Origin of the sequence: Mesorhizobium dulcispinae (assembly GCF_033977345.1) — a bacterium.
GTDB lineage: Bacteria > Pseudomonadota > Alphaproteobacteria > Rhizobiales > Rhizobiaceae > Mesorhizobium > Mesorhizobium dulcispinae.
On sequence record NZ_JAVIIY010000001.1, the window covers coordinates 280,372 to 304,087 of the forward strand.

The window sequence follows — 23,716 nt, forward strand, 5'->3', positions numbered from 1 at the left end:
TCCGTGGCCGGTGCCGTCATCACAGCAGCATCAACTGCTCGCCGGCGCCGGAGCCGGCGACGAATTGATCGGTTCGAAGCTGCCGACGCTCGGCGTTGAGGCCGAGCCGCTTGGCGGCGATCTCGAAGCGGCGACCGATCTGCCAGGCATAGGGACCGGCGCCCTTCATGCGCTTGCCCCATTCCGAATCGTAATCCTTGCCGTCGCGCATCGAGCGGATCAGCGACATCACATGCCGGTAGCGGTCCGGATAATGCCGCAAGAGCCAGTCCTTGAAGATCGGCGCCACCTCGAGCGGCAGCCGCAGCACGACATAGCCCGCTTCCCTGGCGCCTGCGGCTCGCGCCGAATCGAGGATGCGCTCCAGCTCCGGATCGGTGAGGCCCGGGACGATCGGCGCCACCATCACCGAGGCCGGGATGCCGGCGTCCGAAATCTGCCTTATCGCCTCCAGCCGCTTCGTCGGCGTCGAGGCGCGCGGCTCCATCGTCCGCGCCAGCATGCGGTCGAGCGTCGTTACCGACAGCGCCACCTTGGCAAGACCGCGTTCGGCCATGCGCGACAGGATGTCGATGTCGCGCGTCACCAGCGCCGACTTGGTGACGATACCGACCGGATGGCCGCGCGCCTCCAGCACCTCCAGGATCTCGCGCATGATCCGGTACTGCTTCTCGATCGGCTGGTAGGGGTCGGTGTTGGTGCCGATGGCGATGGTGCGCGGCTGGTAGCCGGGCTTCGACAATTCCCTGTCCAGCATCCGCGCCGCATCCGGCTTGGCGAACAGCTTCGATTCGAAATCGAGCCCCGGCGACAGGCCCATGAAGGCATGCGTCGGCCTGGCGAAGCAGTAGACGCAGCCATGCTCGCAGCCGCGATAGGGGTTGATCGAACGGTCGAAGGAAATGTCCGGCGATTCGTTGCGGGTGATGATGGTGCGCGGCTTCTCGACCTGCACCTCGGTCTTGAAGGGCGGCAGTTCCTCCAGGGAGTTCCAGCCGTCGTCGAACACATGCCGGCTGACCGGCTCGAAGCGGCCGGACGGATTGATGCCGGCGGAGCGTCCGCGGTTGCGGTCGGGGCGGACGCGCATGCCGCTCTGTTCGATCATGGCATTGGCTATCTCGGCTCTGCCTGCTCCGAAGGCGGCAATGTCGGCGCGGACGATCTGTTCCATTTTCGCCCTCTCCCAGGGACTGTCGGCAGGCTGTCGAATCGCTCTGTTCATGAAACTATTCCTATTTTGCCGATGAGAACAAATCAAGAACTTTTTCGCTTGGGACGCGCAACTGGCGCAGCGCCGCGCTTTCCGCTATTCGGCTAAAAATGCTCAGCGTTCTCATCGAAACCCGCAACGACGAAGAGGGCCTTGCCCGCACGCTCGCCTCGCTGATCGGCGGCGCGGTGGAAGGCGTGGTGCGCGACGTCATCGTCTGCGACGCAGGCTCGACCGACCAGACGCATCGCGTCGCCGAGCATGCCGGCTGCCACTATGTGTCCGGCGGCATTGCGGCCGGCATCGGCCAGGCCAAGGGCGACTGGCTGCTGCTGCTTGAGCCCGGCGCGCGGCTCGCCGAAGGCTGGATCGAGGAGGTCGCCGCCCACACGGCAAGGCAGACAATGCCCGCGCGCTTTTCACGCGCCCGCGGCCATCGTGCACCTTTCCTGGCTCGCGTCTTTTCGGGCAACCGCGCGCTGGCAGAAGGCCTCGTCATCAGCAAGCGCCAGGCCGCGGCTCTGGCGAAAAGCGCGCGCAGCGCCGAAGCCCTGGCGCGCGGCCTGGCCACCAGAAGGCTGAATGCCGAAATCTGGGTGGCGCCCCCGAAGTGACGCCGGCGTCGCAACAGCAGGGCGGTAAATTTCAGCCATCGCTTTATTGTGCATTGCACAAAATCTAGGGCGACGTTAGCATCCTTCCATGCGGGACAATCGGGATTGGGTAAAGAACCAGTAGGCGGCTGACCCTTCGTCGGACGCCATGCATATGAGGACCCGATGAACGTTGCTCCCCCAGACAATTCCGGCGCGGCCAGCCTGGAGGCGATCGCCCGCGACGGCAGCCTGTTCAGGCGCATCGCCGTGCGCATCCCGACCTATTTGAAGGATCTTCGCGAAAATCCGGCCTGGCTGCCGATGTTCATGCTGGCGCGCACCATGCCGGGGCGCCGCATGCACTGGCTGGGCGCCAGACGGGCCCGTCCGCTCGACAAGGCGGGAGCGACGATGTTCACCGGCATCGACCGCGACGCCGTGGTCGATGCGCTTCGTTCTGAAGGGCTGTTCTCCGGCTTCATGCTGCCGCCGGCCATCAACGATGAGATCGCGGCCTTTGCCAGCCGCACGCCCTGCTTTGGCAATTTCGACCGCCGTCTCGAATTCATGCCGGGCGAGCATGCCGAGGCCGAAAAGCGATATGGCCGCTCACTGCTAAGCGGGCACTATTTCGAGCGCATCCTGGACTGCCCGGCGGCCCTTGCCATCCAGAAGGACCCGCTGCTCCTCGACGTCGCGCGGCATTATCTCGGCGGCCAGGCGAAACTGATCACGACGCGCGTCTGGTGGAGCTTCCCGACCGGCAAGGCTTCCGATGCCGACAAGAACCTCGCCTCGCTCGGCAAATATCATTTCGACCTCGACGATTGGCGGATGCTGAAGTTCTTCTTCTATCTGGCGCCGGTCGATGCCGGCACCGGCCCGCATGTCTATGTCCGCGGCAGCCACAAGCGCCGCGCGCTCAAGCACCAGCTGACGCTCCTGGTCGGCCACCCGGCGGAAGATGTGCTGGACGTCTACGGCCCGGAGAGCCCGGTGACGCTGACGGGCGAGGCGGGCCTCGGCTTCGTCGAGGATCCGTTCGGCTTCCATATGGGCACGGTGCCGGCGAACACGCCGCGGCTGATGATGGAAATCGGCTTCGGCGTCTCGCGGCCGTCACGCCGCCGCTTCCACGGCGAGCCCGTCATCCGCTGAGCAATTCCGCTAGATTCCCAGGACTTCAACCGGCATCCAGGCTGTGCGGCGCCTCGCCAGGCGCTGCTCGCGGCTTTCGGCGTCGTAGCGGACCGGGATCGGCTCGCGGGAAAATTGCTCGCGCTCGTCGAGCGCGTTGACGATGACGATCGCCCTGGCGTCGTTACCCTCGCCGGCGATCGCCGCGACATAGACGCCGCATTCCCGGCAGATGAGATAGTCGGCGGTGCGCAGGCCGAAGCGGTAGACCTGCAGCCGTGCCTTGTCTTCGACCGAAATGGTCAGACGCCCTTTCGGATCGGCGGCAGCGCGCGACCCATGCCGGGTGCAGAACGAGCACTGGCAGGCGCGGATTTCCATTCCGGCAGGATCGATCGCGGTGGAGAAGCTCAGGCGGATATTGCCGCAATGACATCCGCCGCTGTGAACGGCCATGGCAGGTCCCTTGTTCGCTTGCACAACGTACTTTGCCAGCGTCGGCTTCGAAATGGCGCCTCGAAGGCCGGAGCGCCATTCCACCTGCAAACCGGATGCCGATTGGATGTTTTGCCCGTGCTTTACGAGGCAGGCTTGCCGCCGCGCCTGAGATGCTCGTCCAGCCGCGGCATGATCTCGACGAAGTTGCAGGGCACGTGCCTGTAGTCGAGCTGCGCCTTGATGATGTCGTCCCAGGCGTCCTTGCAGGCGCCCGGCGAGCCCGGCAGCACGAAGACGAAGGTCGCGTTGACGACGCCGCCGGTCGCCCGGCTCTGGATCGTCGAGGTGCCGATCTTGTCGTAGGAGATGCGGTGGAAGACTTCCGAAAAGCCGTCCATGCGTTTTTCGAAGATCGGCTCCAGCGCTTCCGGCGTGACGTCTCGTCCGGTGAAGCCGGTGCCGCCGGTGGTGATGACGACATCCACCGCTTCGTCCTTCGACCAGGCGAGCACTTTTTCGCGGATCTGTTCCCGGTCGTCGGTGACGATGTCGCGGGCGGCCAGTATGTGGCCGGCCTCGGCGATGCGGTCGGCCAGCGTCTGCCCCGATTTGTCGTCGGCGAGGCTCCGCGTGTCGGAAACCGTCAGCACCGCGATCCGCACCGGGATGAAGGGCCGGCTCTCGTTGGCCATCAGTCAGCCTCCATGCTGCGCGTCGCCGCCACGAACCAGCCGGGATGGCGGCCGCGGATCTCGATCGCCGCGCGCTTGGCGACATTGCCGGTCTCGAACAGGCCGAAACAGGTGGCGCCGGAGCCCGACATGCGGGCGAAGCCGGCTCCTGCTTTTTCCAGCGCCTTGAGCGCGTCGCCGATGCCGGGCTGGACGGTGCGCGCGGCAGGTTCGAGGTCGTTGCGGGTCGTCTCGAGCCAATTTCGGATGGTGTGGAAATCCAGGCGGCCGGGCAGGGGCGGCAATGCTTCATTGTCGCGCCTGGAAAGCGCCTTGAACACCTCGGGCGTCGAGACGGCGACGCCGGGATTGACCAGAACCAGCGCCAGCGCCGGGAAGCCCGCCAGCGGCGACAGTTCGTCGCCGATGCCGCGCGCAATCAGCGGCTTTGCCCTGAGGCACATCGGCAGATCGGCGCCGAGCGTCAGCCCGATCCGAGCCAGTCCGGCTTCGTCGATATCGAGCTTCCAGAGGCGCGCAAGACCGTTGAGCGCGGCCGCTGCGTCGCTGGAGCCACCGCCGACGCCGGAGGCGATCGGCAGGTTCTTCTCCAGCCGGATGGCGACCGGCGGCGTCGCCCTTGCGCCGGCTTCCCGCCGCAAGGCGTCGCGGGCCTTGATCACCAGATTGCCGTCATCGAGCGGCACGCCGGCGGCGAAGGGTCCCGACACCGCGAACGCGTCAGCCTCGGCCGGCTCGATCTGCAGCCGGTCGCCGAAGCGGGTGAAAACGACAAGGCTGTCGAGCAGGTGATAACCGTCGACACGCCTGCCGGTCACATGCAGCGCCAGATTGATCTTGGCAGGCGCGAGCCATGTCCGGGACTTGGCCTCGGGCTCCAGAATGTCGGCTGCTGGCGAGATGGTTTTCAGTCCTTGGCCAGACGGTACTCGCCGGTCTTCGGATCCTTGACCAGAGTGCCCATCGTGCCGTTGGCCGCCTGTTTCTCGGTGCGCCGGATCTTGGCCGTCACGCGCTCGGCCTCGCGCACGAAAGCGCGGTAGCCGAAATAGGCGGCGGCACCGATGACAGCGAAGAAAATGATCTGCGGCATCCTAAAACTCCTTCCGCGTTTGCGCGGCAAGGCCGGCCGTACAGGTCGGTCAAGCGGTTATGCTAGACGCTTTCGTGGCTTTTTCAAAGCCCGAAGCGCGCCCACAGCGCGCGCTCTTCCGCCGCATCGATGACGCCACTGGCCGCGGCGGCTGCGATGTCGGGCGCCGAAAAGCGCGAGCCGAACAGGCCGAAACGGCCGAAAAGCCCGCGCGGCGCGGTGATGAGCTTGAGCTGCGTCTTGTCGCCGAAGCGGGTCTTGAGCACGCTGCGCATATCGCCCAGCGCATCGACCAGACCGAGCTCCAGGCCCTTCTTGGCGGTCCAGAACAGGCCGGTGAACAGATCCGGATCGTCCTTAAGCTTGGTGCCGCGCCGTTCCTTGACGAGATCGATGAAGGTCTCGTGCACTTCGAGCTGCAGCGCCTTCAGCCGCTCGACGTCTTCCTTCTTCTCCGGCTTGAAGGGGTCGAGCACGGCCTTGTTCTGGCCCGCGGTGTGGACGCGTCGCTCGACGCCGATCTTCTTCAACAGGTCCGGGAAGCCGAACGATGCCGAGACGACGCCGATCGAACCGACGATCGAGGAGGGGTCGGCGAAGATCTCGTCGCCGGCGACCGCGATCATATAGCCGCCGGAAGCCGCCACATCCTCGACGAAGACCAGCACCTTCTTGTTCTTCTCGGTCGCGAGGTCGCGGATGCGCTTGAAGATCAGCCGCGACTGCACGGGCGAGCCGCCCGGCGAGTTGATCGAGATCGCAACCGCCGGCGCGTCGAAGCCGAACGCCTTGTCGATGAGCCCGGCCGTCGAGGCGAGCGACAGGCTGGGCCTGAACTGGCCGCCGCCGGGCAGGATGGTGCCATGCAGCCGGATGACCGGGATGGTGACGACTGTCGAGCGCCAGGATTTCGGCAGCAGGCGGTTGAAGAAGCGTTTCACGAAAGCTTGTCTCCGCAAGAGATGCAAGAGCAAGGTGAGACCTCATCCTTGTTCCCGGCATGTAGGAATTCGCCGGCCAACGGCAATGCCGCATTGCCGGCCTCTGATCAATTGCCGAACAGCGACGCCAGCCCGTTGTTGATCATTTCGGTCCGCTCCGTCGGCTCGTTGCCGGACGGTCCGTGCAAGGTGAGCGGCGGCCGGATCGACAATTTTCCGCGCGCGCCGAGAACCGCCCTGACGACGATGCGGATCGCCGCCGCGTCGGGGCGCGGGTGGACGCAGAGCATCTCGGCATCGCCGAAGCGGCCTTCGATCGCATCGAGGATGGCGACGAGCTGCTCCGGCCGGGCGATCACCGCCAGCCCGCCGCGCGGCTTGACGACGGCGGCCGCGCTCCTGATCCAGCGCTCGAACAGCCCGTCCTCGATGACATGCGCTTCCCGGCGCAGCGCGTTCGGCGTGGCGCGGTCTTGCGCCCCGTTGAAGGGCGGGTTCATGATGACAAAGTCGAAGGAATTGTCGGCAAGCCCCGCCTCGGCCCGCGCCTTGCCGGCAAGCGTGACGTCGGCCGTCAACACCGAGGCGCGGTCGCCGAGATGCGCGTTGCCGGGGTGGGCAAGCGTGGCGGCGGCAAAGTCGGCCATCTCGGCCGAGCGTTCGACCAGCACCGCGCGTGCCTCAGGGCAGCGCGACAGCACGGCAAGCGCGGCGGCACCGGCACCGGCGCCGAAATCGGCGAGCCGGCCGGAAAAGCCGGACGGGACGGCTGCCGCCAGCATCATGGCGTCCATGCCGGCGCGGTGACCTTGCCTCGGCTGGACCAGCCAGAAGCGCCCGCGATGAAAGGCATCGACCGTGTGGGCCGGGGTGTCCGGGGCGAGGGCGGTTGATGCGGCCATTATTTCCGGCGGATCTCGTTCTCGATGCCGGCGTCCTTCAGGATGCGCCGCGCCGCATCGGCCTTGTCGGCATCGACCATGATGCGCCTCGGCAGGATGCCGATCGATCCATCGAGCACGCTCATGTTCTGGTCGGCGACGAAACAGGCGATGCCGGCGTCGCGCATCAGCGATTCGACGAAGGAGATGAGGACGGCGTCGTTGGTGCGGACAAGCTCAATCATGGAATGAAAATCGCAGGTTGCGGCGTTCATGTAAACGCCGAGGCAGCCCGCGCCGGCAAAGCCGCGCCAATTCGCCTCTTGCCGTGCGCGGTTGTGCCGACCTAGAGTCACACCGGGACCAGGGTGTTGTCGTACGCGTCAATGAGACGGGAGTGATCGTGGTGGGTGTCGTTCTGAATATCGAGGGCAAGCGGGAACCTGCTTCCATCAAGGATCTCGTCGATCTGACGGCAGCCGACATGGGACGCGTCAACGAGCTGATCCTGTCGAAGGCCGGCTCCGACGTCGAGATGATCCCGGAGGTCGCCAACCACCTGATCTCGTCCGGCGGCAAGCGGCTCCGGCCGATGCTGACGCTCGCCGCCGCCCAGATGTTCGGCTATGCCGGCGAAGGCCACGTCAAGCTCGCCACCGCGGTCGAGTTCATGCACACCGCGACGCTGCTGCACGACGACGTTGTCGACGAGAGCGCGCTGCGCCGCGGCAAGAAGACAGCGCGCATGATCTGGGGCAATCAGGCGAGCGTGCTGGTCGGCGATTTCCTGCTCGGCCAGGCTTTTCGCATGATGGTCGAGGTCGGCTCGCTGGAAGCTTTGGACATCCTGTCGAGCGCCGCCTCCATCATCGCCGAGGGCGAGGTGATGCAGCTTGCCGCCGCCAAGAACCTGGAGACCACCGAGGACGAGCATTTCGCCGTCATCAAGGCCAAGACCGCAGCGCTCTTCTCGGCCGCCGCCGAGGTCGGCCCGGTGATTGCGCTCGCCTCCCGCACCGACCGCGCGGCGCTGCGCTCCTACGGCATGAATCTCGGCCTTGCCTTCCAGCTCATCGACGATGCGCTCGACTATGGCGGCTCCAGCAAGGACCTTGGCAAGAATGTCGGCGACGATTTCCGCGAGGGCAAGGTGACGCTGCCAGTGATCTTGGCCTACCGGCGCGGCACCAAGGCCGAACGCACCTTCTGGAAGCGCGCCATCGAGGACAACGTCGCGGACGATGCCGGGCTCGAAAAGGCGATCGGCCTGATGACCCGCCACGGGGCGATTGCCGACACGATCGGCCGCGCCCGTCACTTCGGCGAGATCGCCCGCGACGCGCTGGCGCCGCTGGAAGCGACGCCGCAGAAGTCGGCGCTGATCGACGTCATCGATTTCTGCATCAGCCGCGTCAACTGAGAGCCTGCCATCTCCCGGTGCTTGCCTGGCGTCCGCCGGGGAGCGCGCCTGTGAATCCCGTTCCGGCGATCTCGACAAACGGCCGTCGCGCAAATTATCTATAAAATATGGCCAATACAGAGGACACGATCGCCGTCCGCATCAGCAAGGAACTGGCGGACCGCATCATTTCGGGCGCGATCGAGCCTGGATCGCGGCTGCGCCAGGACCATGTCGCCGAGGAATTCGGTACCAGCCATGTCCCGGTGCGCGAGGCCTTCCGCCGCCTCGAGGCGCAGGGCCTGGCGATCAGCGAACCGCGGCGCGGCGTGCGCGTTGCCGCCTTCGACCTCGGCGAGGTCAGGGAAGTGGCAGAGATGCGCGCGGCGCTCGAGGTGCTGGCGTTGCGCCACGCCGCCCCCCATCTGACGCCGGCGATCCTCGACCAGGCCGAGGAGGCGACCAAGGCGGGCGACAAATCCCACGACGTCCGCTCCTGGGAAGAAGCCAATCGCACCTTCCACCGCTTGATCCTGGCGCCCTGCAACATGCCGCGCCTGCTTTCCACCATCGATGATCTGCATGCCGCAAGCGCCCGCTTCCTGTTCGCCGCCTGGCGCTCCGAATGGGAGACGCGCACCGACCAGGATCACCGTGCGATCCTGAGCGCGCTCAGGCAAGGCAACACGGAATCGGCGGCCGCCACGCTTGGCAGGCACGTGCAATGGATCGGCCAGAAACCGGTCAAGACTGCCTCCGGCAAGACCCGCGACGCCTTCGCCATCGTTGGTTAGCGACAACAATTGGCCGAAGACTCCCAGCGTCGTCGTTCCTACGGTCCGTGCAGCGTCGCTTCGCTCTTTGCTCCATAGCTGGCCTAGCCCAGGTCTGCCCTTGCCATCTCTCCAAAAATATGGATTCGATAATAGATCGAATGCAAAAATTATCTATAATTTCAGATCAGCCAGGGACATCACCGTGACAAACATCGCCGTTTCGACCCGCAAGCCCTCCTTCAGCCCGCTCAGGCTGGATGGCCGCTCCGTCACTTGGAAAGTTGGCGCCGTCGTGCTCGGCTCGCTGTTTTTGGCGCTGTCGTCCTACATCGAGGTGCCGATGGTGCCGGTTCCGGTGACCATGCAGACCTTCGCCGTGACATTGGTCGGCGCGCTCTATGGCTGGCGGTTCGGCGCGCTCACCATCGCGGCCTGGCTCGTCGAGGGGGCCGCTGGCTTACCGGTTCTGGCGGGCGGCGCGGCCGGCGTGCAGCATTTCGTCGGCCCGACCGGAGGCTATCTCTTCTCGTTCCCCATCGTCGGCGCGGTCGTCGGCTGGCTGGCCGAGCGCGGCTGGAACGGCAATCGGGTGATGCTGGCCTTCGCCGCCATGCTCATCGGCAATCTTCTGTGCCTGGTTCTCGGCACGGCCTGGCTCGCCGTCATGATCGGCGCCGACAAGGCGATCACCTTCGGCTTCCTGCCCTTCATCGTCGGCGGCCTGCTGAAGTCGGCGCTGGGTGCCGCGACGCTGAAGCTCTTCCCGACCTACCGGGACGAACCGCGCGACCGCTCGCCTGAGGCATAATGACCGTCCGGCTGCGCGCCCACCATCTGCTCTGCCTGCTGACCTATGTCGGCAAAGGCTATTCGCCCGCCTTCACCGCCAATTACGACAAGGTGGTGGGGCGGCTGGGCGAGGGCGAGCCGGTTCTGATCGTGTCCGGACCGGACGACATCTGCGCCCCGATGCTCGAAGAGCCCGAGCCGCATTGCCTGCGCGAAAGTGCCGCCGAGCGGGACGGGCTCGCGGCGCGTGATGTCGGGGCTCTTCTCGGCCGGCCGGTCCAGGCCGGCGTGCGGTTCGTGCTGGACGCCTCCAGCCTGGCGCGGATGCGGAAGGTGTTTTCGGCCGGCCTGACGCGCCAGGCGTGCCTGGGCTGCGAATGGTTCGACTTGTGCAGCGCGGTTGCCGGCGGCGGATTCCACGATACGCGCCTTTAGGCGGTACGCTGGCCTGTCGGTCTCCTGGCGCCGGACTTTTTTGGCGCGCGGCGTCGTTTTTTAAGCCGGATGATTGCATTGTGATTCGCGCCGGATTGAAGCCTGACCCCAAAAAGGCCATGCTTTGTCAGGAAAAGATCGAGTCTGGGGCGGTCCGCCAAGGGCGGGATCGCGTGTGGCTGAAAGGGATACAATGCGGCAAGGACGTGCGCGCTGGCTGACGAGGCTGGCATTTTTAGCGGGTGTGGCGCTTTCGGTGCTGCCTGCCCATGCCAAGGAAAACGCCCAACCGATCCAGATCACGTCTTTCTCGGGCGCCTATCTTGCTGCTCACATTGCCGAAAGCGACAACGATCTCGACAATGCCATCGCCTACTACAAGCAGGCGCTGGCCTTTGCCCCCAATGACACCGAGTTGCAGCAGAGCCTGATGCTGGCGCTGGTCGCGCAGGGCCGCTTCGAGGAATCGCTGGTCTATGCCGACAAGCTCAAGGAAGTGCCCGATGTCGAGCGCTTTTCGCGCCTGGCGCTTGCCGTCGATTCCTTCCACAAAAAGGACTACGCCAAAGCCCAGTACTGGCTGAAGCTGTCGCTCGAATCCGATCTCGACCGGCTGCTCTCAGGCGTCATGGACGGCTGGGCCAAGGAAGGCGCAGGCAGTGCGTCGGAAGCGATGGAATCCATCGACAAGCTCAAGGGGCCGGACTGGTTCGGCCTGTTCCAGTCGTTCCACCGCGCGCTCATCGCCGACGCCGCCGGCCTTTCCGACAAGGCCGATGAAATCTATGCAGCCACCCTGGCCGATACCGCCGCCGGCGGCTCCGCGCCCGAGACGTGGATGCGCAACGCCCAGGCCTATGCCTCGTTCCTCGCCCGCAAGGGCGACAAGGCGAAGGCGCTTTCGGTACTGAACCAGGCCGAAGCCTTCGCGCCGGGCAAGCTCGAAATCACCACGCTGCGCGACAGGATCAATAAGGGCGACAAGATCGAGCCCTTGGTCGCCACCCCGGCGGACGGCGCCTCGGAAATCCTGCTCGATCTCGCCACCGCGCTCAACCGTGGCGGCGGCGAGCCTTTCGTGCGGCTCTATCTGCAATATGCGCTGGCGCTGAAGCCGGACAGTGACGCCGCCCTCGTGCAACTCGCGGCCGTCGCCGAGCAGTTGAAGGACGGCGAAGGCGCGATCGCGCTTTATCGCCGCATCCCGGCCACCTCGCCGTTGAAGGAGCTCTCGGAGCTGCAGCTCGGCCTGAACCTTGCCGACATCGACCGCAACGACGAGGCCATCGCGCACCTCAAGGGCTATGTCGATGCGCATCCGGCCGACATGCGCGGCTATCTGGCGCTTGGCGGCGTCTACTCCTCCAAGGAGGACTATCGCTCGGCCGCCAATCTCTACGACAAGGCGGTAGAGGAGCTGAAGACGCCGACCGCCGCCAACTGGAACATCTTCTACCAGCGCGGCATCGCCTATGAGCGGCTGAAGGAATGGCCGAAGGCCGAGCCCAATTTCCGCAAGGCGCTGGAGCTGCAGCCCGACCAGCCCCAGGTTCTGAACTATCTCGGCTATTCCTGGGTCGACATGAACACGAACCTCAAGGAAGGCCTGGCGATGATCCAGAAGGCCGTGGATCTCAGGCCGAGCGACGGCTACATCGTCGATTCGCTCGGCTGGGCCTATTACCGCCTCGGCCGCTTCGACGATGCCGTGCGCGAAATGGAGCGCGCCGTGTCGCTGAAGCCGGAAGATCCGGTCCTCAACGATCATCTGGGCGACGCCTACTGGCGTGTCGGCCGCAAGCTGGAAGCGACGTTCCAATGGACCCAGGCCCGTGACCTGAAGCCGGACCCGGACGTGCTCGCCACCCTGCAGCAGAAGCTGCTCAAGGGCCTGCCGCCGATCGAGTCCAACACGGCGCAAGAGACCCCCAAGGTCAAGCCGGTCACGCCGCCTCCGCCGAAGGGCTGAGGCCGTCCAAGCTGTTCAATAAACGGGGCTCGCTGAGCCCCGTTTTCGTTTCAGAAGAGCTTTCGGTAGACGACGAAGCCGGAGCGCTCGCCGATCTTGTCATAGAGCTGCATGGCGGTGTGGTTGGTCTCATGCGTCAGCCAGTAGACGCGGCCCGAGCCTGCGGCCTTGGCGCGCTCGTAGACGCCTTCGATCAATGCCCTGCCGACGCCCTGGCCGCGCGCGGCCTGCGATGTGAAGAGATCCTGCAGATAGCAATTCGGCGCGATCGCCGTGGTCGAGCGGTGGTAGAGATAATGGACGAGGCCGAGAAGCTTGCCGTCGCGCTCGGCAACCAGCGCATGCATCGGCTCGTAGGCATCGAAGAAGCGCGACCAGGTCATCTGGGTGATCTCGCCGGCAAGCGCGGTCTCGCCCGCGCGGCCGTAGAAGGCGTTGTAGCCGTCCCAGAGAGGCAGCCATTGTTCGTAGTCCTGCCGGGCGACGGGACGGACAATGAGTTGACCGGGCATTTGCGGAACCTCTGTCGTTACGGTCAGGCGAGCAAACGGCGAGCGTGAGCGGCCGGCAATGGGCCAGCCGCCGGCAAAGCGTTCAACCTCTCCGTGATGCGGCGCCTGCCTTGACGCTTGCCGGCCCGGCAACTAGGGAAGGCTTGAATCCCAGCGCTTTCCGAGGCCGCCGTGACCATCGAAATTCCTGCCCACATGCATCCCAGCCGCTCCTTCCAGGGGCTGATCCTGACCTTGCACAATTACTGGGCCGATTATGGCTGCGTCATCCTGCAGCCCTACGACATGGAAGTCGGCGCCGGCACCTTCCATCCGGCGACCACCTTGCGCGCGCTCGGTCCGCTGCGCTGGAACGCGGCTTACGTGCAGCCGTCGCGCCGCCCGAAGGACGGCCGCTACGGCGAGAACCCGAACCGTCTGCAGCATTATTATCAATATCAGGTGATCCTGAAGCCGAACCCGCCGAACCTGCAGGAGCTCTATCTCGGCTCGCTCGAGGCGATCGGCATCAATCCGCTGCTGCACGACATCCGGTTCGTCGAGGATGATTGGGAAAGCCCGACGCTCGGCGCCTGGGGCCTCGGCTGGGAGTGCTGGTGCGACGGCATGGAAGTGTCGCAGTTCACCTATTTCCAGCAGGTCTGCGGCATCGAATGCGCGCCGGTGGCGGGCGAGCTCACCTACGGACTGGAGCGGCTCGCCATGTATGTGCAGGGCGTCGACAATGTCTACGACTTGAACTTCAACGGTCGCGACGGCGCCGAGAAGGTCACCTATGGCGATGTCTTCCTGCAGGCCGAGCAGGAATATTCGCGCCACAATTTCGAATTCGCCAACACCGCGATGCTGCTTCGGCATTTCGAGGACGCCGAGGCCGAGTGCAAGGCGCTGCTTGCTGCCGGCGCGCCGGCAGCGAACGACAACCTGGCGGCGCACAGGTTGGTCTTCCCGGCCTACGACCAATGCATCAAGGCAAGCCACGTCTTCAACCTGCTCGACGCGCGCGGCGTGATTTCCGTCACCGAGCGTCAGAGCTACATTCTGCGCGTGCGCAACCTGGCCAAGGCTTGCGGCGAGGCATTCCTGCAGACGAAGGCGGGCGGTCTGGCGGCTTAGCCCAAGACAGCTTTCGCGATTTCAGCGACGGTCAGCGGCAACGCGCTCTGGCTGCTCGCGCTTTCGATCGTGCGCAGTGCTTGCCTCACGCCAGGCATCGAGAACGTGCCATGCATCTGGGCGGCGAAGCAGGCGCTTAGTGCCAGGATCTGCAGGGTTCTCGATGCCGTTTTCATCGTCGTTCAGCCAATAGTTCTCCGCCTGAGCGTTGGTCGCTTCAGTGCCGCGTTTGGTTCATGGGATGTCTGCTCTTAGGACGGGTGGGTCCGCTTCGTCCCGACAAAGACCTGAAAATTTCCTGAAATAGGTCGAACTGGCGATCGGCAGGCAGGGTGACAGCGGCGAGCCGAGTTGCTATTTCCCGCGCATTCGTGACATCGGCGCTGCCGCGCCGACCCTTCCCATCAAGGGGAGGGCAAGGAGCTTATTTTATGCCCGACCTGCTGCTCGAACTCCGCTCCGAGGAAATCCCCGCGCGCATGCAGCGCAAGGCTGCCGGCGATCTCCGCAAGATGCTGACCGACGGTCTGGTCGAGGCGGGCCTGACCTATGAGGCGGCGCGCGAATACTGGACGCCGCGGCGCCTGGCGCTGGACGTCCGGGGGCTCACGCCGCGCTCGAAGGACATTCGCGAGGAGATCAAGGGTCCCTCGACCACGGCGCCCGAGCAGGCGGTGCAGGGCTTCCTGCGCAAGGCCGACCTTTCGTCGATCGCCGAGGCGCATGTCCATTCCGATCCGAAGAAGGGCGACTTCTACGTCGCTCATATTTCGAAGCCGGGCCGGGCGGCCGAAGAAATCATCGCCGAACTGGTGCCGGGCATCATCAAGAGCTTCCCCTGGCCGAAGTCGATGCGCTGGGGGCCTGCCTCGGCCAAGCCGGGTTCGCTGCGCTGGGTGCGGCCGCTGCAATCGATCGTCTGCACCTTCGGCCCCGAGACCGAGGAGCCGGTGGTGGTCGATTTCGAGATCGACGGCATCCGCTCCGGCAACGTCACGTATGGCCATCGCTTCCACGCGCCCGGCCCGATCACCGTTCGCCGTTTCGACGATTATGTGGCGAAGCTCGAAGCGGCCAAGGTCGTGCTCGATGCCGACCGGCGCAAGGAGATCATCCTCGCCGACGCGCGCAACGTCGCCTTTGCCAACGGCCTCGACCTCGTCGAGGACGAAGGCCTGCTGGAGGAAGTCTCCGGCCTCGTCGAATGGCCGGTCGTGCTGATGGGCGAGTTCGAACAGGATTTCCTCACCATTCCGGCCGAGGTCATCCGGCTCACCATCCGCGCCAACCAGAAGTGTTTCGTCACCCGGCCGCAAGGCGCGGCCGAGGACCTTTCCAACCGCTTCATCCTGGTCGCCAACATCGAGGCGAAGGACGGCGGCAAGGAGATCGCATACGGCAACGGCAAGGTGGTGCGGGCTCGCCTCTCCGACGCGCTCTATTTCTGGAAGACCGACCAGGGCGACCTGCCGGATCTCGACCAACTCGTGGAATCGGCGGCAAAGTTCGACCTGAACCTGAAGAAGCCGCTCGACCAGCGCATGGCGCGGCTCGACCACCTCAATGTCACCTTCCATGCCAAGCTCGGTACGCAGGGCGCGCGTGTGGAGCGCATCAAGCGGCTGACCGAGGAGTTGGCGCCGACGGTGGCGAAGTCGATCTCCCCCCTTGAGGGGGAGATGGCCGGCAGGCCAGAGGGGGTCGCTTCGGCTGGCGCGACGCATTCTGGCCTTGGGAAGAAAGAGGAAGTTGGCGCTCCACGCGCAGCGACCCCCTCTGTCGCCTCCGGCGACATCTCCCCCTCAAGGAGGGAGATTACCGCGCTCGTCGCCCGCGCCGCGGTGCTCGCCAAGGCCGATCTGCAGACCGAAGTGGTCGGCGAGTTTCCGGAACTTCAGGGCGCCATGGGCCGCAAATACGCGCTGCTGCAGGGCGAGCATCCGTCGGTAGCCGCGACCGCCGAAGAGCACTACAAGCCGCAAGGCCCGTCCGACCGCGTGCCGACCGATCCGGTTTCGGTTTCCGTCGCGCTGGCCGACAAGCTCGACACATTGGTGGGATTCTGGCTGATAGATGAAAAGCCCACAGGCTCAAAGGATCCCTTCGCATTGCGAAGGGCAGCTCTAGGCGTGGTTAGGATATTGGTAGAGAACAACATACGCCTCGACCTCGTCGAGGCAATGGAGGCCCATGTTCCGCGAATTCATCAATCGATAAGCGAGGTTCTGCGCAAGGAAAAGCGGACCTTCGCTATCGGGCAGGGACTGAAGCAATTCAAAGGACGAGAAGTCGATTCCAACGTACTCGACCTGCTCGCCTTCTTCCACGATCGCCTGAAAGTCTATCTTCGCGACCAGGGCGCACGGTACGATCTCATCGACGCCGTCATCACGCCGCAGTCCGACGACCTTCTGCAGATCGTGCGCCGCGTCGAGGCGCTGGGCTCCTTGCTCGACACCGAAGACGGCAAGAACCTGCTCGCCGGCACCAAGCGCGCAGCCAACATCCTGGCCGCCGAGGAGAAGAAGAAAACGCTGGTCGCCGAGACCGTTGAGCCGGCTCTGTTTCGCGAGGATGCGGAAAAGAAGCTGTTTTCCGCGGTGAATCAGGCCGAGAAGGAAGCCGGCCAAGCGATTCAAAACGAAGATTTTTCCGCCGCCATGCTGACGCTTAGCGTGTTGCGCGAACCCGTTGATTCATTCTTTGAAGGCGTTCTCGTGAATGATGAGGACCAGGCCGTGCGCGCCAACCGCCTGGCGCTGCTTGCCCGCATCCGCACCGCCACCGATCAGGTCGCCGATTTTTCAAAAATCGTCGGCTGACGGCCCAAAAATCGCCGATCCGAAGCTGCCTGCGCCCCATAAGGCGCGGGCGCACTTCGACAATTTCATGACCCAAATTTAATACGCCGGAGCCGGCTTACAGTCATATGACGATGACCTCCGCATGGGAGAACCAATGCATGTCGCCCGGAAGTGTTCAGCGGTTCTGGGACAACGACATGCATCAAACAAAGACTTGAGCGCGTCGCCTGAATGCGTTCAGCGCGACGTGCCTTAAGACGTTCCCAAACCACGGAGGCATGCCATGAATTCCGTTCACGATATCGAATTGACCGAGGAAACCCCGGCCGCCGCCGAGGCCACCGAAACCGCTTCCGACAACATCCTCGACCACGCCGCCGCGGCGGTTGAAGCCGCCGAACCGTCCGAAGACGATAAGGAAGAAGGCGACAAAGACGCCGATGAGGAAGCCTCGGGCGCCGACGAGGACGACGAAGACGGCGACGACGATGAGGACGCCGACGAGGACGATGAAGCTACGGCCTCGGGCGATGATGAGGACGAAGACGGCGAGGACGACGACGAAGAAGAGCCCGAGGGTGACGACAAGGAAGAAGCGGCCTGAACCGTTTCTCGCCGCGTGAAAAGAAAAAGGGGCGACGCGGCAGGCGTTGCCCCCTTTTTTGTCGGTCCTGAAAGGTTGCGGGCCTACATTGCCTTGCTGAAGCGCGGCGCTATCGGGGGTTCTTGCGGTTTGGCTTCCGGCTGCGCCTGGTCATCCGAAGCACTTGCGGTCGCGGCGGCCTTGTTGTCGGCGGCGGCCTTGGTGTCGGCCGCTTTGGTGTCCCCGTTGGGAGCCACCGCGGCCGTGCCGTTGGGAGGCGTGGCGGCGGCGGGCGCGGTGCCCTTTGCCGGTGTTGTGGTCGCCGGCGCCGTGGGTTTGGCCGCCGCGGGCGCTGCTGAAGCGCCGCCGACGATGCCGCCGCGAATGATTGTCGGCGCCTGCGCGTGCCTCTGCCCGGACTTCTCCGGGATCGCGGCCACCTTCTCATCGGTGACGGCTGGCACCGGCTCGCCGAGCGCCACGACGGATGGCGTGGAAGCGGCAGAGACCTCGCCGGGCGCAATCGCGGGCAACCTGACAATGGATGGCGTCGATGTCGCAACGTCAAGCACGACGATGGACGAGGCCTGCGCCAAACCGGTCGCCAAAAACACGATGCCGACCGCTCCTAGAGCCATGCCAGGAAAAGCGCGTAACGGTTGGGCTCGGCGACTTCGCCGTAGCCTTCCGTCCGCAATTGCGTCAAAGCAAGGCATACGCATCACGATAACTCCCCGAGCCCAACAACCCGAAATCAGCACCCTAGTGCCGGCGAATTGATGCCGACTTGCGCGGAAACTTAACATTTTAGGGATTGATAAATCGCCAATGCCCGCACTTGCCCCTTGTTCCATGCCGTACTACGGGACCGGCGTGTTCAGGATCGGTGGTGAATTTGGCTGAGATACTTGCCGTCGGCGAGGCGATGGAGCGGGCGCTGGCGCTGCTCGAAGGCGGCGATGTCGTCGCCATCCCGACCGAGACCGTTTACGGGCTGGCCGGCGACGCCACCAATGGCGCTGCCGTGGCGCGCATCTTCGAGGCCAAGGGCCGCCCGCGCTTCAATCCGCTGATTGCCCATGTCGCCGATCTCGCCATGGCAAGCCGCATCGCCGACTTCGATCCGCTGTCGACGAAATTGGCAGAGGCTTTTTGGCCGGGTCCGCTGACGCTGGTGCTGCCGCAGCGTGGGGAAAACGGCATCCATCCGCTGGTCACCGCCGGGCTGGACACCATCGCGCTGCGCATGCCGAGAGGCTTCGGCGGCGAGTTGATCGCGCGGCTCGGCCGGCCGCTCGCGGCTCCCAGCGCCAATTCCTCCGGCAGGATCAGCGCCACGACGGCCGAGGCCGTGGCGGCCGATCTCGGCGAGAAGATCAAGCTGGTGGTCGACGGCGGCGCGACGCCCGTCGGCCTGGAATCGACCATCGTCAAGATCGAGGACGGTAAGCTGCAGCTGCTCAGGCCCGGCGGCATCGCCGCCCACGAGATCGAAGCTGTTGCCGGTGTAGAGATGACGCGCGGCGCTGCCGGCATCCAAGCGCCCGGCATGCTCGCCTCGCATTATGCGCCGGGTGCGTCGATGCGGCTCAATGCCGGCAGGATCGCGAGCGGCGAGGCGTTGCTCGCCTTCGGCCGCAATCGCGCCGAAGGCTGGCGGGATGCGGTGGCAATGCGCAATCTTTCAGAGGCCGGCGATCTGCGTGAGGCGGCCACCAACCTGTTCGCCTATATGCAGGCGCTCGACCGCAGCGGCGCCACCACCATCGCCGTCGAGCCGATTCCGCTCGAAGGCCTGGGCGAGGCGATCAACGACCGGCTCGCGCGCGCCGCCGCCCCGCGTGACAAGATCGCCTGAGCGCCATAGGTTCTGGCGCATGAACGATCTGACCGACGACCAGCCCTTCGACCTCGATCCCGCCCTCATCGACCGCTTCGCGGCAATCGTCGGCGAGAAATACGCGCTGCGCGACCAGGCCGACATCGCGCCCTACATCACCGAGCGACGCGGCCTATGGCATGGCCGGACATCGCTGGTGCTGAGGCCGGGCAGCGTCGAGGAAGTGAGCCGCATCATGCGGCTGGCGACCGAGACCGGAACGCCGGTCGTGCCTCAGAGCGGCAACACCGGCCTGGTCGGCGCCCAGGTGCCGGACAAATCCGGCCACGACATCGTGCTGTCGCTGTCGCGATTGAACCGCATCCGCGAGATCGATGTCCTGTCGAACACGATCACCGCCGAGGCCGGCGTCATCCTGCAGACGCTGCAGGAAGCGGCCGATGCCGCCGACCGGCTGTTCCCGCTGTCGCTCGCGGCCCAAGGTTCCTGTCAGATAGGCGGCAATCTCTCCTCCAATGCCGGCGGCACCGGCGTGCTTGCCTACGGCAACGCGCGCGAGCTGTGCCTCGGCGTCGAGGTGGTGCTGCCGACCGGCGAGGTGTTCGACGATCTGCGCAAGCTGAAGAAGGACAACACCGGCTACGATTTGAAGAACCTGTTCGTCGGCGCCGAAGGGACGCTCGGCGTCATCACCGCGGCTGTGCTGAAGCTCTTTCCCAAGCCGAAGGGCAGGGAGGTCGCCTTTGTCGGCCTCTCTTCGGCGCGAGACGCGCTGTCGCTGTTCACCCTGGCGATGGACCAGGCCGGCGCGGCGCTCACCGCTTTCGAGCTGATCGCCAAGCGGCCTTACGATTTCACGCTCAAGCATGGTCAAGGCATCACGCGGCCGCTTGCCGACGACTGGCAGTGGTATGTCTTGATGCAGATCTCTTCCGGCCGCTCGGAAGAGGATGGCAGGGCGCTGATCGAGGAGGTGCTGGCGGCCGGCCTCGCGAAAGGCATCGTCGGCGATGCGGTGGTCGCGGCAAGCCTCGCCCAGGGCGACGCCTTCTGGAATTTCCGCGAGACACTGCCGGAGTGCCAGAAGCCGGAAGGCGCCTCGATCAAGCACGACATTTCCGTGCCGATCGCCTCGATCCCGGACTTCATCGAGACGGCAGCCAGCGCCGTCGCCTCCGTCAGCCCCGGCGCGCGCGTCGTTTGCTTCGGCCACATGGGCGACGGCAATCTGCACTACAATATTTCGCGTCCCGAGGGCGGCGACGATGAGACGTTCCTCGGTCTCTACCGGCCGATGAACAATGCCGTGCACGACGTCGTGCGCTCCTTCCACGGCTCGATCTCGGCCGAGCATGGCATCGGCCAGCTGAAGCGCGACGAGCTGATCGCCACGGCGCCGCCGATGGCGATCGACCTGATGCGCCGCGTGAAGGCGGCCTTCGATCCGGCCGGCATCATGAATCCCGGTAAGGTTATCTGACTCTTCCAACATGTTGTGTCTGGTTGCATTCCGATAACCATCCCTGAGATCAGCAAAATTTAACCGACTTTCTTAAGCGCGGCGGTAAGAAGCGAGCGCTAATGTTTCTCCTCATAACGAGGCCGGAAGAACCGGCCCGGAGAGAACCGGAAAACGGCCCTCAGGAGACACAGGAAGGCATTCGATGAACACTGGACTGAAGCCAGTCTGGGCGGGGCGCAACATGCGTCTCGACCCGTTTCGCCTGCCGCAGATGGTAAGCTATGCCACGCGCGACGATTACGGCGATGTTACCTTCACGATCGATCAGCGTGGCGCGATCATCCGGCGCATGCTGGAGATGAGCGGCGTGCCGGCGATCATCGCGCTGCCCGCCAATGCGTTCCGCGGCGTCGCCGCCCGCGCCATGGAAGATCCCGACGGCAATGTCACCGTGACACTGGAACTCCTGCACAATGATCCGATGCTGTCGGTGCCGCTGCTTGTCGCCGACGATCTCGACGACGTCGCCGCCGACTGGCGCGCCTGGGCCGACGCCTATCGCCTGCCGATGCTCCTGATCGAGGCCGACGGCATTGCCCGCACGCTGGAAGAATCGCTCGGCGCCGCCATCAAGGCGCTGCCGCCGCAGGAACGCCGCAAGGGCCGTGCCTCCAACATGCGCCGCCCGCGCTTCCTCGCCCGCCGCAAGGCCGGCCATCTCGGCCTGCGCCTCGTCATCGGCGGCCAGGAGATTATCGCGCGAGAGTAGCGCGGTTTCCCCTTCTCCCCTTGTGGGGTGAGAAGCGGTCCGCCAGCGGACGAAAAGCCAATTGCTTGGCTTTTCGAGCTTCGAACGCCCTGAGCCTGCGAAGGGCCGGGTGGTGTCGCTGAAGGTGACGGATGAGGGGTGTTCCAGCGGAGTGAGGCGTTGGCGTTCCCTGGAACACCCCTCATCCGTCTCGGCGCTGCGCGTCGATCCACCTTCCCCCACAAGGGGGGAAGGAACAGCGCGCTACACCAGCGGCTTCAATGCCACCCAAAGCGCACCGCCGATCAGCCCCAGGAAGATCAGCCAGCCGACCTGATTGTTCGACTTGAACAGCTTCAGGCATTGATCCGGATCGTTGATGTCGAGCCGGATGATCTGGCGCGCCATATGCGCGCCGGCGGCGATCAGCCCGGCCAGCGCCGGCATCGGCACCTGAGCCGAGGCAAAGGCGATGGCGAAGCAGACGAGCGTGCCGCCATAGAGACCGACCAGCCAAGTCTTGGTGTTGTCGCCGAACAGCCGCGCCGTCGAGCGCACGCCGACGATGGCGTCATCTTCCTTGTCCTGATGCGCGTAGATCGTGTCGTAGCCGATCACCCATAGGATCGAGCCGATATAGAGCATGACGGCGGGGCCATCGAGGTCGCCGAACTCGACCGCCCAGCCCATCAGCGCGCCCCAGGAGAAAGCCAGCCCCAGCACGAATTGCGGCCAGTTGGTGATGCGCTTCATGAACGGGTAGACCGCGACAATGGCCAGCGAGGCGATGCCGAGCGGAATGGCGAAGCTGTTGAACTGCAAAAGCACGCCAAGCCCGACCAGCGCCTGGATGATCAGGAACGCCCAAGCCTGGCGGCGCGTCACCTTGCCGGCCGGCAGCGGCCGCGAGCGGGTGCGCTCGACCTGGTTGTCGATGTCCTCGTCGACGATGTCGTTGTAGGTGCAGCCGGCGCCGCGCATGGCGACGGCGCCGACGAAGAACAGGAACAGATACCAGGGCGCCGGCAGCAGCGTGAGCAGCGGATCGGTCGGGCGCGGATAGGCGCTGGCGGCGAGCGCCGCCGACCACCAGCAGGGCCACAAAAGCAATTGCCAGCCGATCGGCCGGTCCCAGCGCGCAAGCTGCGCATAGGGCCATAGCCAGCGCGGCAGCACCCGGTAGACCCAATGGCCGCTCGGCGCGTCCGCGACGCGACCCTGGGCCGCTTTCGACTGGATGGTTTCCATTCCGCTGGAGTGGCAGCAGCGGTGGGCGGCGTCAAGCGGCCGCGTTGTCGCTCAAGCAGTGAAGACTCAGGCGGCGAAGACTCAGGCGGTGAAAACATCGTGACCGGCGAACCAGGCTTTCGCCGTCTCGATGAAGGCGAGCGCCGCCTTCGGCAGGCGCTGGCGCGTGTCGTGGGTGAGGATGATGCGCTGCATCGGCAGGGGGTCCGAGAGCGGCTTGCAGACCAGCGGCAGGCCGTCATAGCTCATGTCGCCATGCGGCCTGGTATAGCTGACGGCGACGCCGAAGCCGTTGGCCACCATGCTGCGCTGCAGCTCGAACGAGCTGGTCGACGACTGGGCGACGGGCGACAGGCCGCGGCTTAAGAAGAGATCGAGCATGTGTTGCCAGCTGTGCGGCTGATCGGTGGTGATCAGCGGGTGGGCGGCGAGATCAGCCAGGCTGACGCTCCGCTTGTCCGCCAGCACGTGACCGGCCGGCAGCAGCGCGTGCGGCCGAAGCTCATGCAAGAGGATGCGCTTGAAATGCGCCGGCAGGCCGAGATCGTAGGTCAGGCCGAGATCGACGGCGCTGTCGGCCAGCCGCCGCCCCAGCGTCTCGAAGGTCTCGTCGCGGACAATGACGGTCACCGACGGACAGCGCTCGGAGAACGAACGGATCAGCGCCGGCGCGAAATAGGGCGCCAGGTCCTCGAAGCAGCCGAGCACCAGTTCGCCGCCGACATCGGCCTCGCGCGATCCGAGCGCGGCCAACTCGTCAGCCTCGGCCAGCACCTGCCTGGCCTTCGCCACCGCGCCGCGGCCGAACGACGTCAGCGCGATGCCGCTTCCGCGATGACGCACGAACAGTTTTTGGCCGAGCGCGTCCTCGACGTTGTCGATCGCCACCGAGATCGAAGGCTGCGACACATTCAATGCCCTGGCGGCCATGGTGACGCTGCCGTAGCGCGCCACGGCGACGAGATAGCGCAACTGCGTGAGGGTCAAGGCCATAGAGAAAAACTATAAGTTAGATGAGAAGTTATTATTTTACTCGATATTGGG

The 23,716-nt window shown here is 65.1% G+C and carries 26 protein-coding genes; 13 read left to right on the forward strand and 13 right to left on the reverse strand.

What is annotated here, in order from left to right; translation table 11 throughout:
- Window positions 1-19 precede the first annotated feature (19 nt).
- Window positions 20-1,174: a PA0069 family radical SAM protein gene (locus RFN30_RS01255; protein WP_320260323.1), complete on the reverse strand. Its 1,155-nt coding sequence runs from the start codon at window positions 1,172-1,174 to the stop codon at window positions 20-22.
- A 149-nt stretch (window positions 1,175-1,323) separates the two neighbouring features.
- Here RFN30_RS01255 and RFN30_RS01260 point away from each other — a divergent pair, with 149 nt between their 5' ends.
- Together RFN30_RS01260 and RFN30_RS01265 are read left to right on the forward strand one after the other, a co-directional pair.
- Entirely contained in the window at window positions 1,324-1,827 is a 504-nt protein-coding gene (locus RFN30_RS01260; protein ID WP_320260324.1) for a glycosyltransferase, read from the forward strand.
- Between the two features lie 165 nt (window positions 1,828-1,992).
- The gene (locus tag RFN30_RS01265; protein ID WP_320260325.1) at window positions 1,993-2,967 is read left to right on the forward strand and encodes a hypothetical protein; all 975 of its coding nucleotides are present in this window, start codon (window positions 1,993-1,995) and stop codon (window positions 2,965-2,967) included.
- 9 nt (window positions 2,968-2,976) lie between these two features.
- On the opposite strand, the gene RFN30_RS01270 is transcribed toward RFN30_RS01265, so the two are convergent.
- The 7 genes from RFN30_RS01270 to RFN30_RS01300 all read right to left on the reverse strand — a co-directional run bounded on the left by RFN30_RS01270 (window position 2,977) and on the right by RFN30_RS01300 (window position 7,236).
- The gene (locus RFN30_RS01270; protein WP_320260326.1) at window positions 2,977-3,402 is read right to left on the reverse strand and encodes a GFA family protein; all 426 of its coding nucleotides are present in this window, start codon (window positions 3,400-3,402) and stop codon (window positions 2,977-2,979) included.
- Window positions 3,403-3,524: 122 nt separating this feature from the next.
- The gene (moaB, locus tag RFN30_RS01275; protein WP_320260327.1) at window positions 3,525-4,076 is read right to left on the reverse strand and encodes a molybdenum cofactor biosynthesis protein B; all 552 of its coding nucleotides are present in this window, start codon (window positions 4,074-4,076) and stop codon (window positions 3,525-3,527) included.
- Window positions 4,076-4,957, reverse strand: coding sequence for a 4-(cytidine 5'-diphospho)-2-C-methyl-D-erythritol kinase (locus RFN30_RS01280; protein WP_320260944.1), 882 nt, complete (start codon window positions 4,955-4,957; stop codon window positions 4,076-4,078). Before RFN30_RS01280 ends, moaB begins: the two co-directional genes overlap by 1 nt.
- Before the next feature lie 26 nt (window positions 4,958-4,983).
- A complete protein-coding gene (locus RFN30_RS01285; protein ID WP_320260328.1) occupies window positions 4,984-5,169 on the reverse strand; it encodes a hypothetical protein in 186 nt (61 codons plus the stop codon).
- Between the two features lie 83 nt (window positions 5,170-5,252).
- Window positions 5,253-6,110 (reverse strand): S49 family peptidase, encoded by an 858-nt coding sequence (locus RFN30_RS01290; RefSeq protein ID WP_320260329.1) that lies wholly within the window; start codon window positions 6,108-6,110, stop codon window positions 5,253-5,255.
- 107 nt (window positions 6,111-6,217) lie between these two features.
- Window positions 6,218-7,012 (reverse strand): tRNA1(Val) (adenine(37)-N6)-methyltransferase, encoded by a 795-nt coding sequence (locus RFN30_RS01295; protein WP_320260330.1) that lies wholly within the window; start codon window positions 7,010-7,012, stop codon window positions 6,218-6,220.
- Window positions 7,012-7,236, reverse strand: coding sequence for a putative signal transducing protein (locus RFN30_RS01300; RefSeq protein WP_059186744.1), 225 nt, complete (start codon window positions 7,234-7,236; stop codon window positions 7,012-7,014). The genes RFN30_RS01295 and RFN30_RS01300 overlap by 1 nt, the downstream gene beginning before the upstream one ends.
- A 161-nt stretch (window positions 7,237-7,397) precedes the next feature.
- Here RFN30_RS01300 and RFN30_RS01305 point away from each other — a divergent pair, with 161 nt between their 5' ends.
- The 5 genes from RFN30_RS01305 to RFN30_RS01325 all read left to right on the forward strand — a co-directional run bounded on the left by RFN30_RS01305 (window position 7,398) and on the right by RFN30_RS01325 (window position 12,359).
- Entirely contained in the window at window positions 7,398-8,411 is a 1,014-nt protein-coding gene (locus RFN30_RS01305; protein WP_320260331.1) for a polyprenyl synthetase family protein, read from the forward strand.
- Window positions 8,412-8,518: 107 nt separating this feature from the next.
- Window positions 8,519-9,184: a GntR family transcriptional regulator gene (locus RFN30_RS01310; protein ID WP_320260332.1), complete on the forward strand. Its 666-nt coding sequence runs from the start codon at window positions 8,519-8,521 to the stop codon at window positions 9,182-9,184.
- A gap of 184 nt (window positions 9,185-9,368) precedes the next feature.
- Complete coding sequence (locus tag RFN30_RS01315; protein ID WP_320260333.1) at window positions 9,369-9,974, forward strand: biotin transporter BioY; 606 nt, start codon at window positions 9,369-9,371, stop codon at window positions 9,972-9,974.
- Window positions 9,974-10,390 (forward strand): DUF1284 domain-containing protein, encoded by a 417-nt coding sequence (locus tag RFN30_RS01320; protein WP_320260334.1) that lies wholly within the window; start codon window positions 9,974-9,976, stop codon window positions 10,388-10,390. Before RFN30_RS01315 ends, RFN30_RS01320 begins: the two co-directional genes overlap by 1 nt.
- A gap of 193 nt (window positions 10,391-10,583) precedes the next feature.
- A complete protein-coding gene (locus RFN30_RS01325) occupies window positions 10,584-12,359 on the forward strand; it encodes a tetratricopeptide repeat protein (protein WP_320260335.1) in 1,776 nt (591 codons plus the stop codon).
- A 50-nt stretch (window positions 12,360-12,409) separates the two neighbouring features.
- Here the strand turns inward: RFN30_RS01325 and RFN30_RS01330 are convergent, their stop codons facing one another.
- Window positions 12,410-12,871 (reverse strand): GNAT family N-acetyltransferase, encoded by a 462-nt coding sequence (locus RFN30_RS01330; protein WP_320260336.1) that lies wholly within the window; start codon window positions 12,869-12,871, stop codon window positions 12,410-12,412.
- Window positions 12,872-13,042: 171 nt separating this feature from the next.
- Between RFN30_RS01330 and RFN30_RS01335 the strand changes: the two genes are divergently transcribed.
- Window positions 13,043-13,987: a glycine--tRNA ligase subunit alpha gene (locus RFN30_RS01335; RefSeq protein WP_320260337.1), complete on the forward strand. Its 945-nt coding sequence runs from the start codon at window positions 13,043-13,045 to the stop codon at window positions 13,985-13,987.
- On the opposite strand, the gene RFN30_RS01340 is transcribed toward RFN30_RS01335, so the two are convergent.
- Entirely contained in the window at window positions 13,984-14,163 is a 180-nt protein-coding gene (locus RFN30_RS01340) for a hypothetical protein (RefSeq protein ID WP_320260338.1), read from the reverse strand. The two genes, RFN30_RS01335 and RFN30_RS01340, sit on opposite strands and share 4 nt — an antisense overlap.
- 255 nt (window positions 14,164-14,418) lie before the next feature.
- Here RFN30_RS01340 and glyS point away from each other — a divergent pair, with 255 nt between their 5' ends.
- Both glyS and RFN30_RS01350 read left to right on the forward strand, forming a co-directional pair.
- Window positions 14,419-16,809 carry a glycine--tRNA ligase subunit beta gene (glyS, locus tag RFN30_RS01345; protein WP_320260339.1) on the forward strand — a complete coding sequence of 797 codons (2,391 nt, stop codon included), beginning with the start codon at window positions 14,419-14,421 and terminating at the stop codon, window positions 16,807-16,809.
- 265 nt (window positions 16,810-17,074) lie between these two features.
- The gene (locus RFN30_RS01350) at window positions 17,075-17,395 is read left to right on the forward strand and encodes an ATPase (protein ID WP_320260340.1); all 321 of its coding nucleotides are present in this window, start codon (window positions 17,075-17,077) and stop codon (window positions 17,393-17,395) included.
- A gap of 83 nt (window positions 17,396-17,478) precedes the next feature.
- Here RFN30_RS01350 and RFN30_RS01355 read toward each other — a convergent pair whose 3' ends face one another.
- Window positions 17,479-17,988, reverse strand: a complete 510-nt coding sequence (locus RFN30_RS01355; protein WP_320260341.1) for a hypothetical protein — start codon at window positions 17,986-17,988, stop codon at window positions 17,479-17,481.
- A gap of 281 nt (window positions 17,989-18,269) precedes the next feature.
- Here RFN30_RS01355 and RFN30_RS01360 point away from each other — a divergent pair, with 281 nt between their 5' ends.
- From RFN30_RS01360 to RFN30_RS01370, 3 genes are all read left to right on the forward strand, one after another.
- Window positions 18,270-19,232, forward strand: coding sequence for an L-threonylcarbamoyladenylate synthase (locus tag RFN30_RS01360; protein WP_320260945.1), 963 nt, complete (start codon window positions 18,270-18,272; stop codon window positions 19,230-19,232).
- Window positions 19,233-19,251: 19 nt separating this feature from the next.
- On the forward strand, window positions 19,252-20,694 hold the full coding sequence (locus tag RFN30_RS01365) for an FAD-binding oxidoreductase (protein WP_320260342.1): 1,443 nt from the start codon (window positions 19,252-19,254) through the stop codon (window positions 20,692-20,694).
- Between the two features lie 184 nt (window positions 20,695-20,878).
- Window positions 20,879-21,445 (forward strand): DUF6101 family protein, encoded by a 567-nt coding sequence (locus RFN30_RS01370; RefSeq protein ID WP_320260343.1) that lies wholly within the window; start codon window positions 20,879-20,881, stop codon window positions 21,443-21,445.
- Between the two features lie 243 nt (window positions 21,446-21,688).
- On the opposite strand, the gene ubiA is transcribed toward RFN30_RS01370, so the two are convergent.
- Both ubiA and RFN30_RS01380 read right to left on the reverse strand, forming a co-directional pair.
- A complete protein-coding gene (ubiA, locus tag RFN30_RS01375; RefSeq protein ID WP_320260344.1) occupies window positions 21,689-22,672 on the reverse strand; it encodes a 4-hydroxybenzoate octaprenyltransferase in 984 nt (327 codons plus the stop codon).
- 81 nt (window positions 22,673-22,753) lie between these two features.
- On the reverse strand, window positions 22,754-23,665 hold the full coding sequence (locus RFN30_RS01380; protein WP_320260345.1) for a LysR family transcriptional regulator: 912 nt from the start codon (window positions 23,663-23,665) through the stop codon (window positions 22,754-22,756).
- Between the last annotated feature and the right edge of the window lie 51 nt (window positions 23,666-23,716).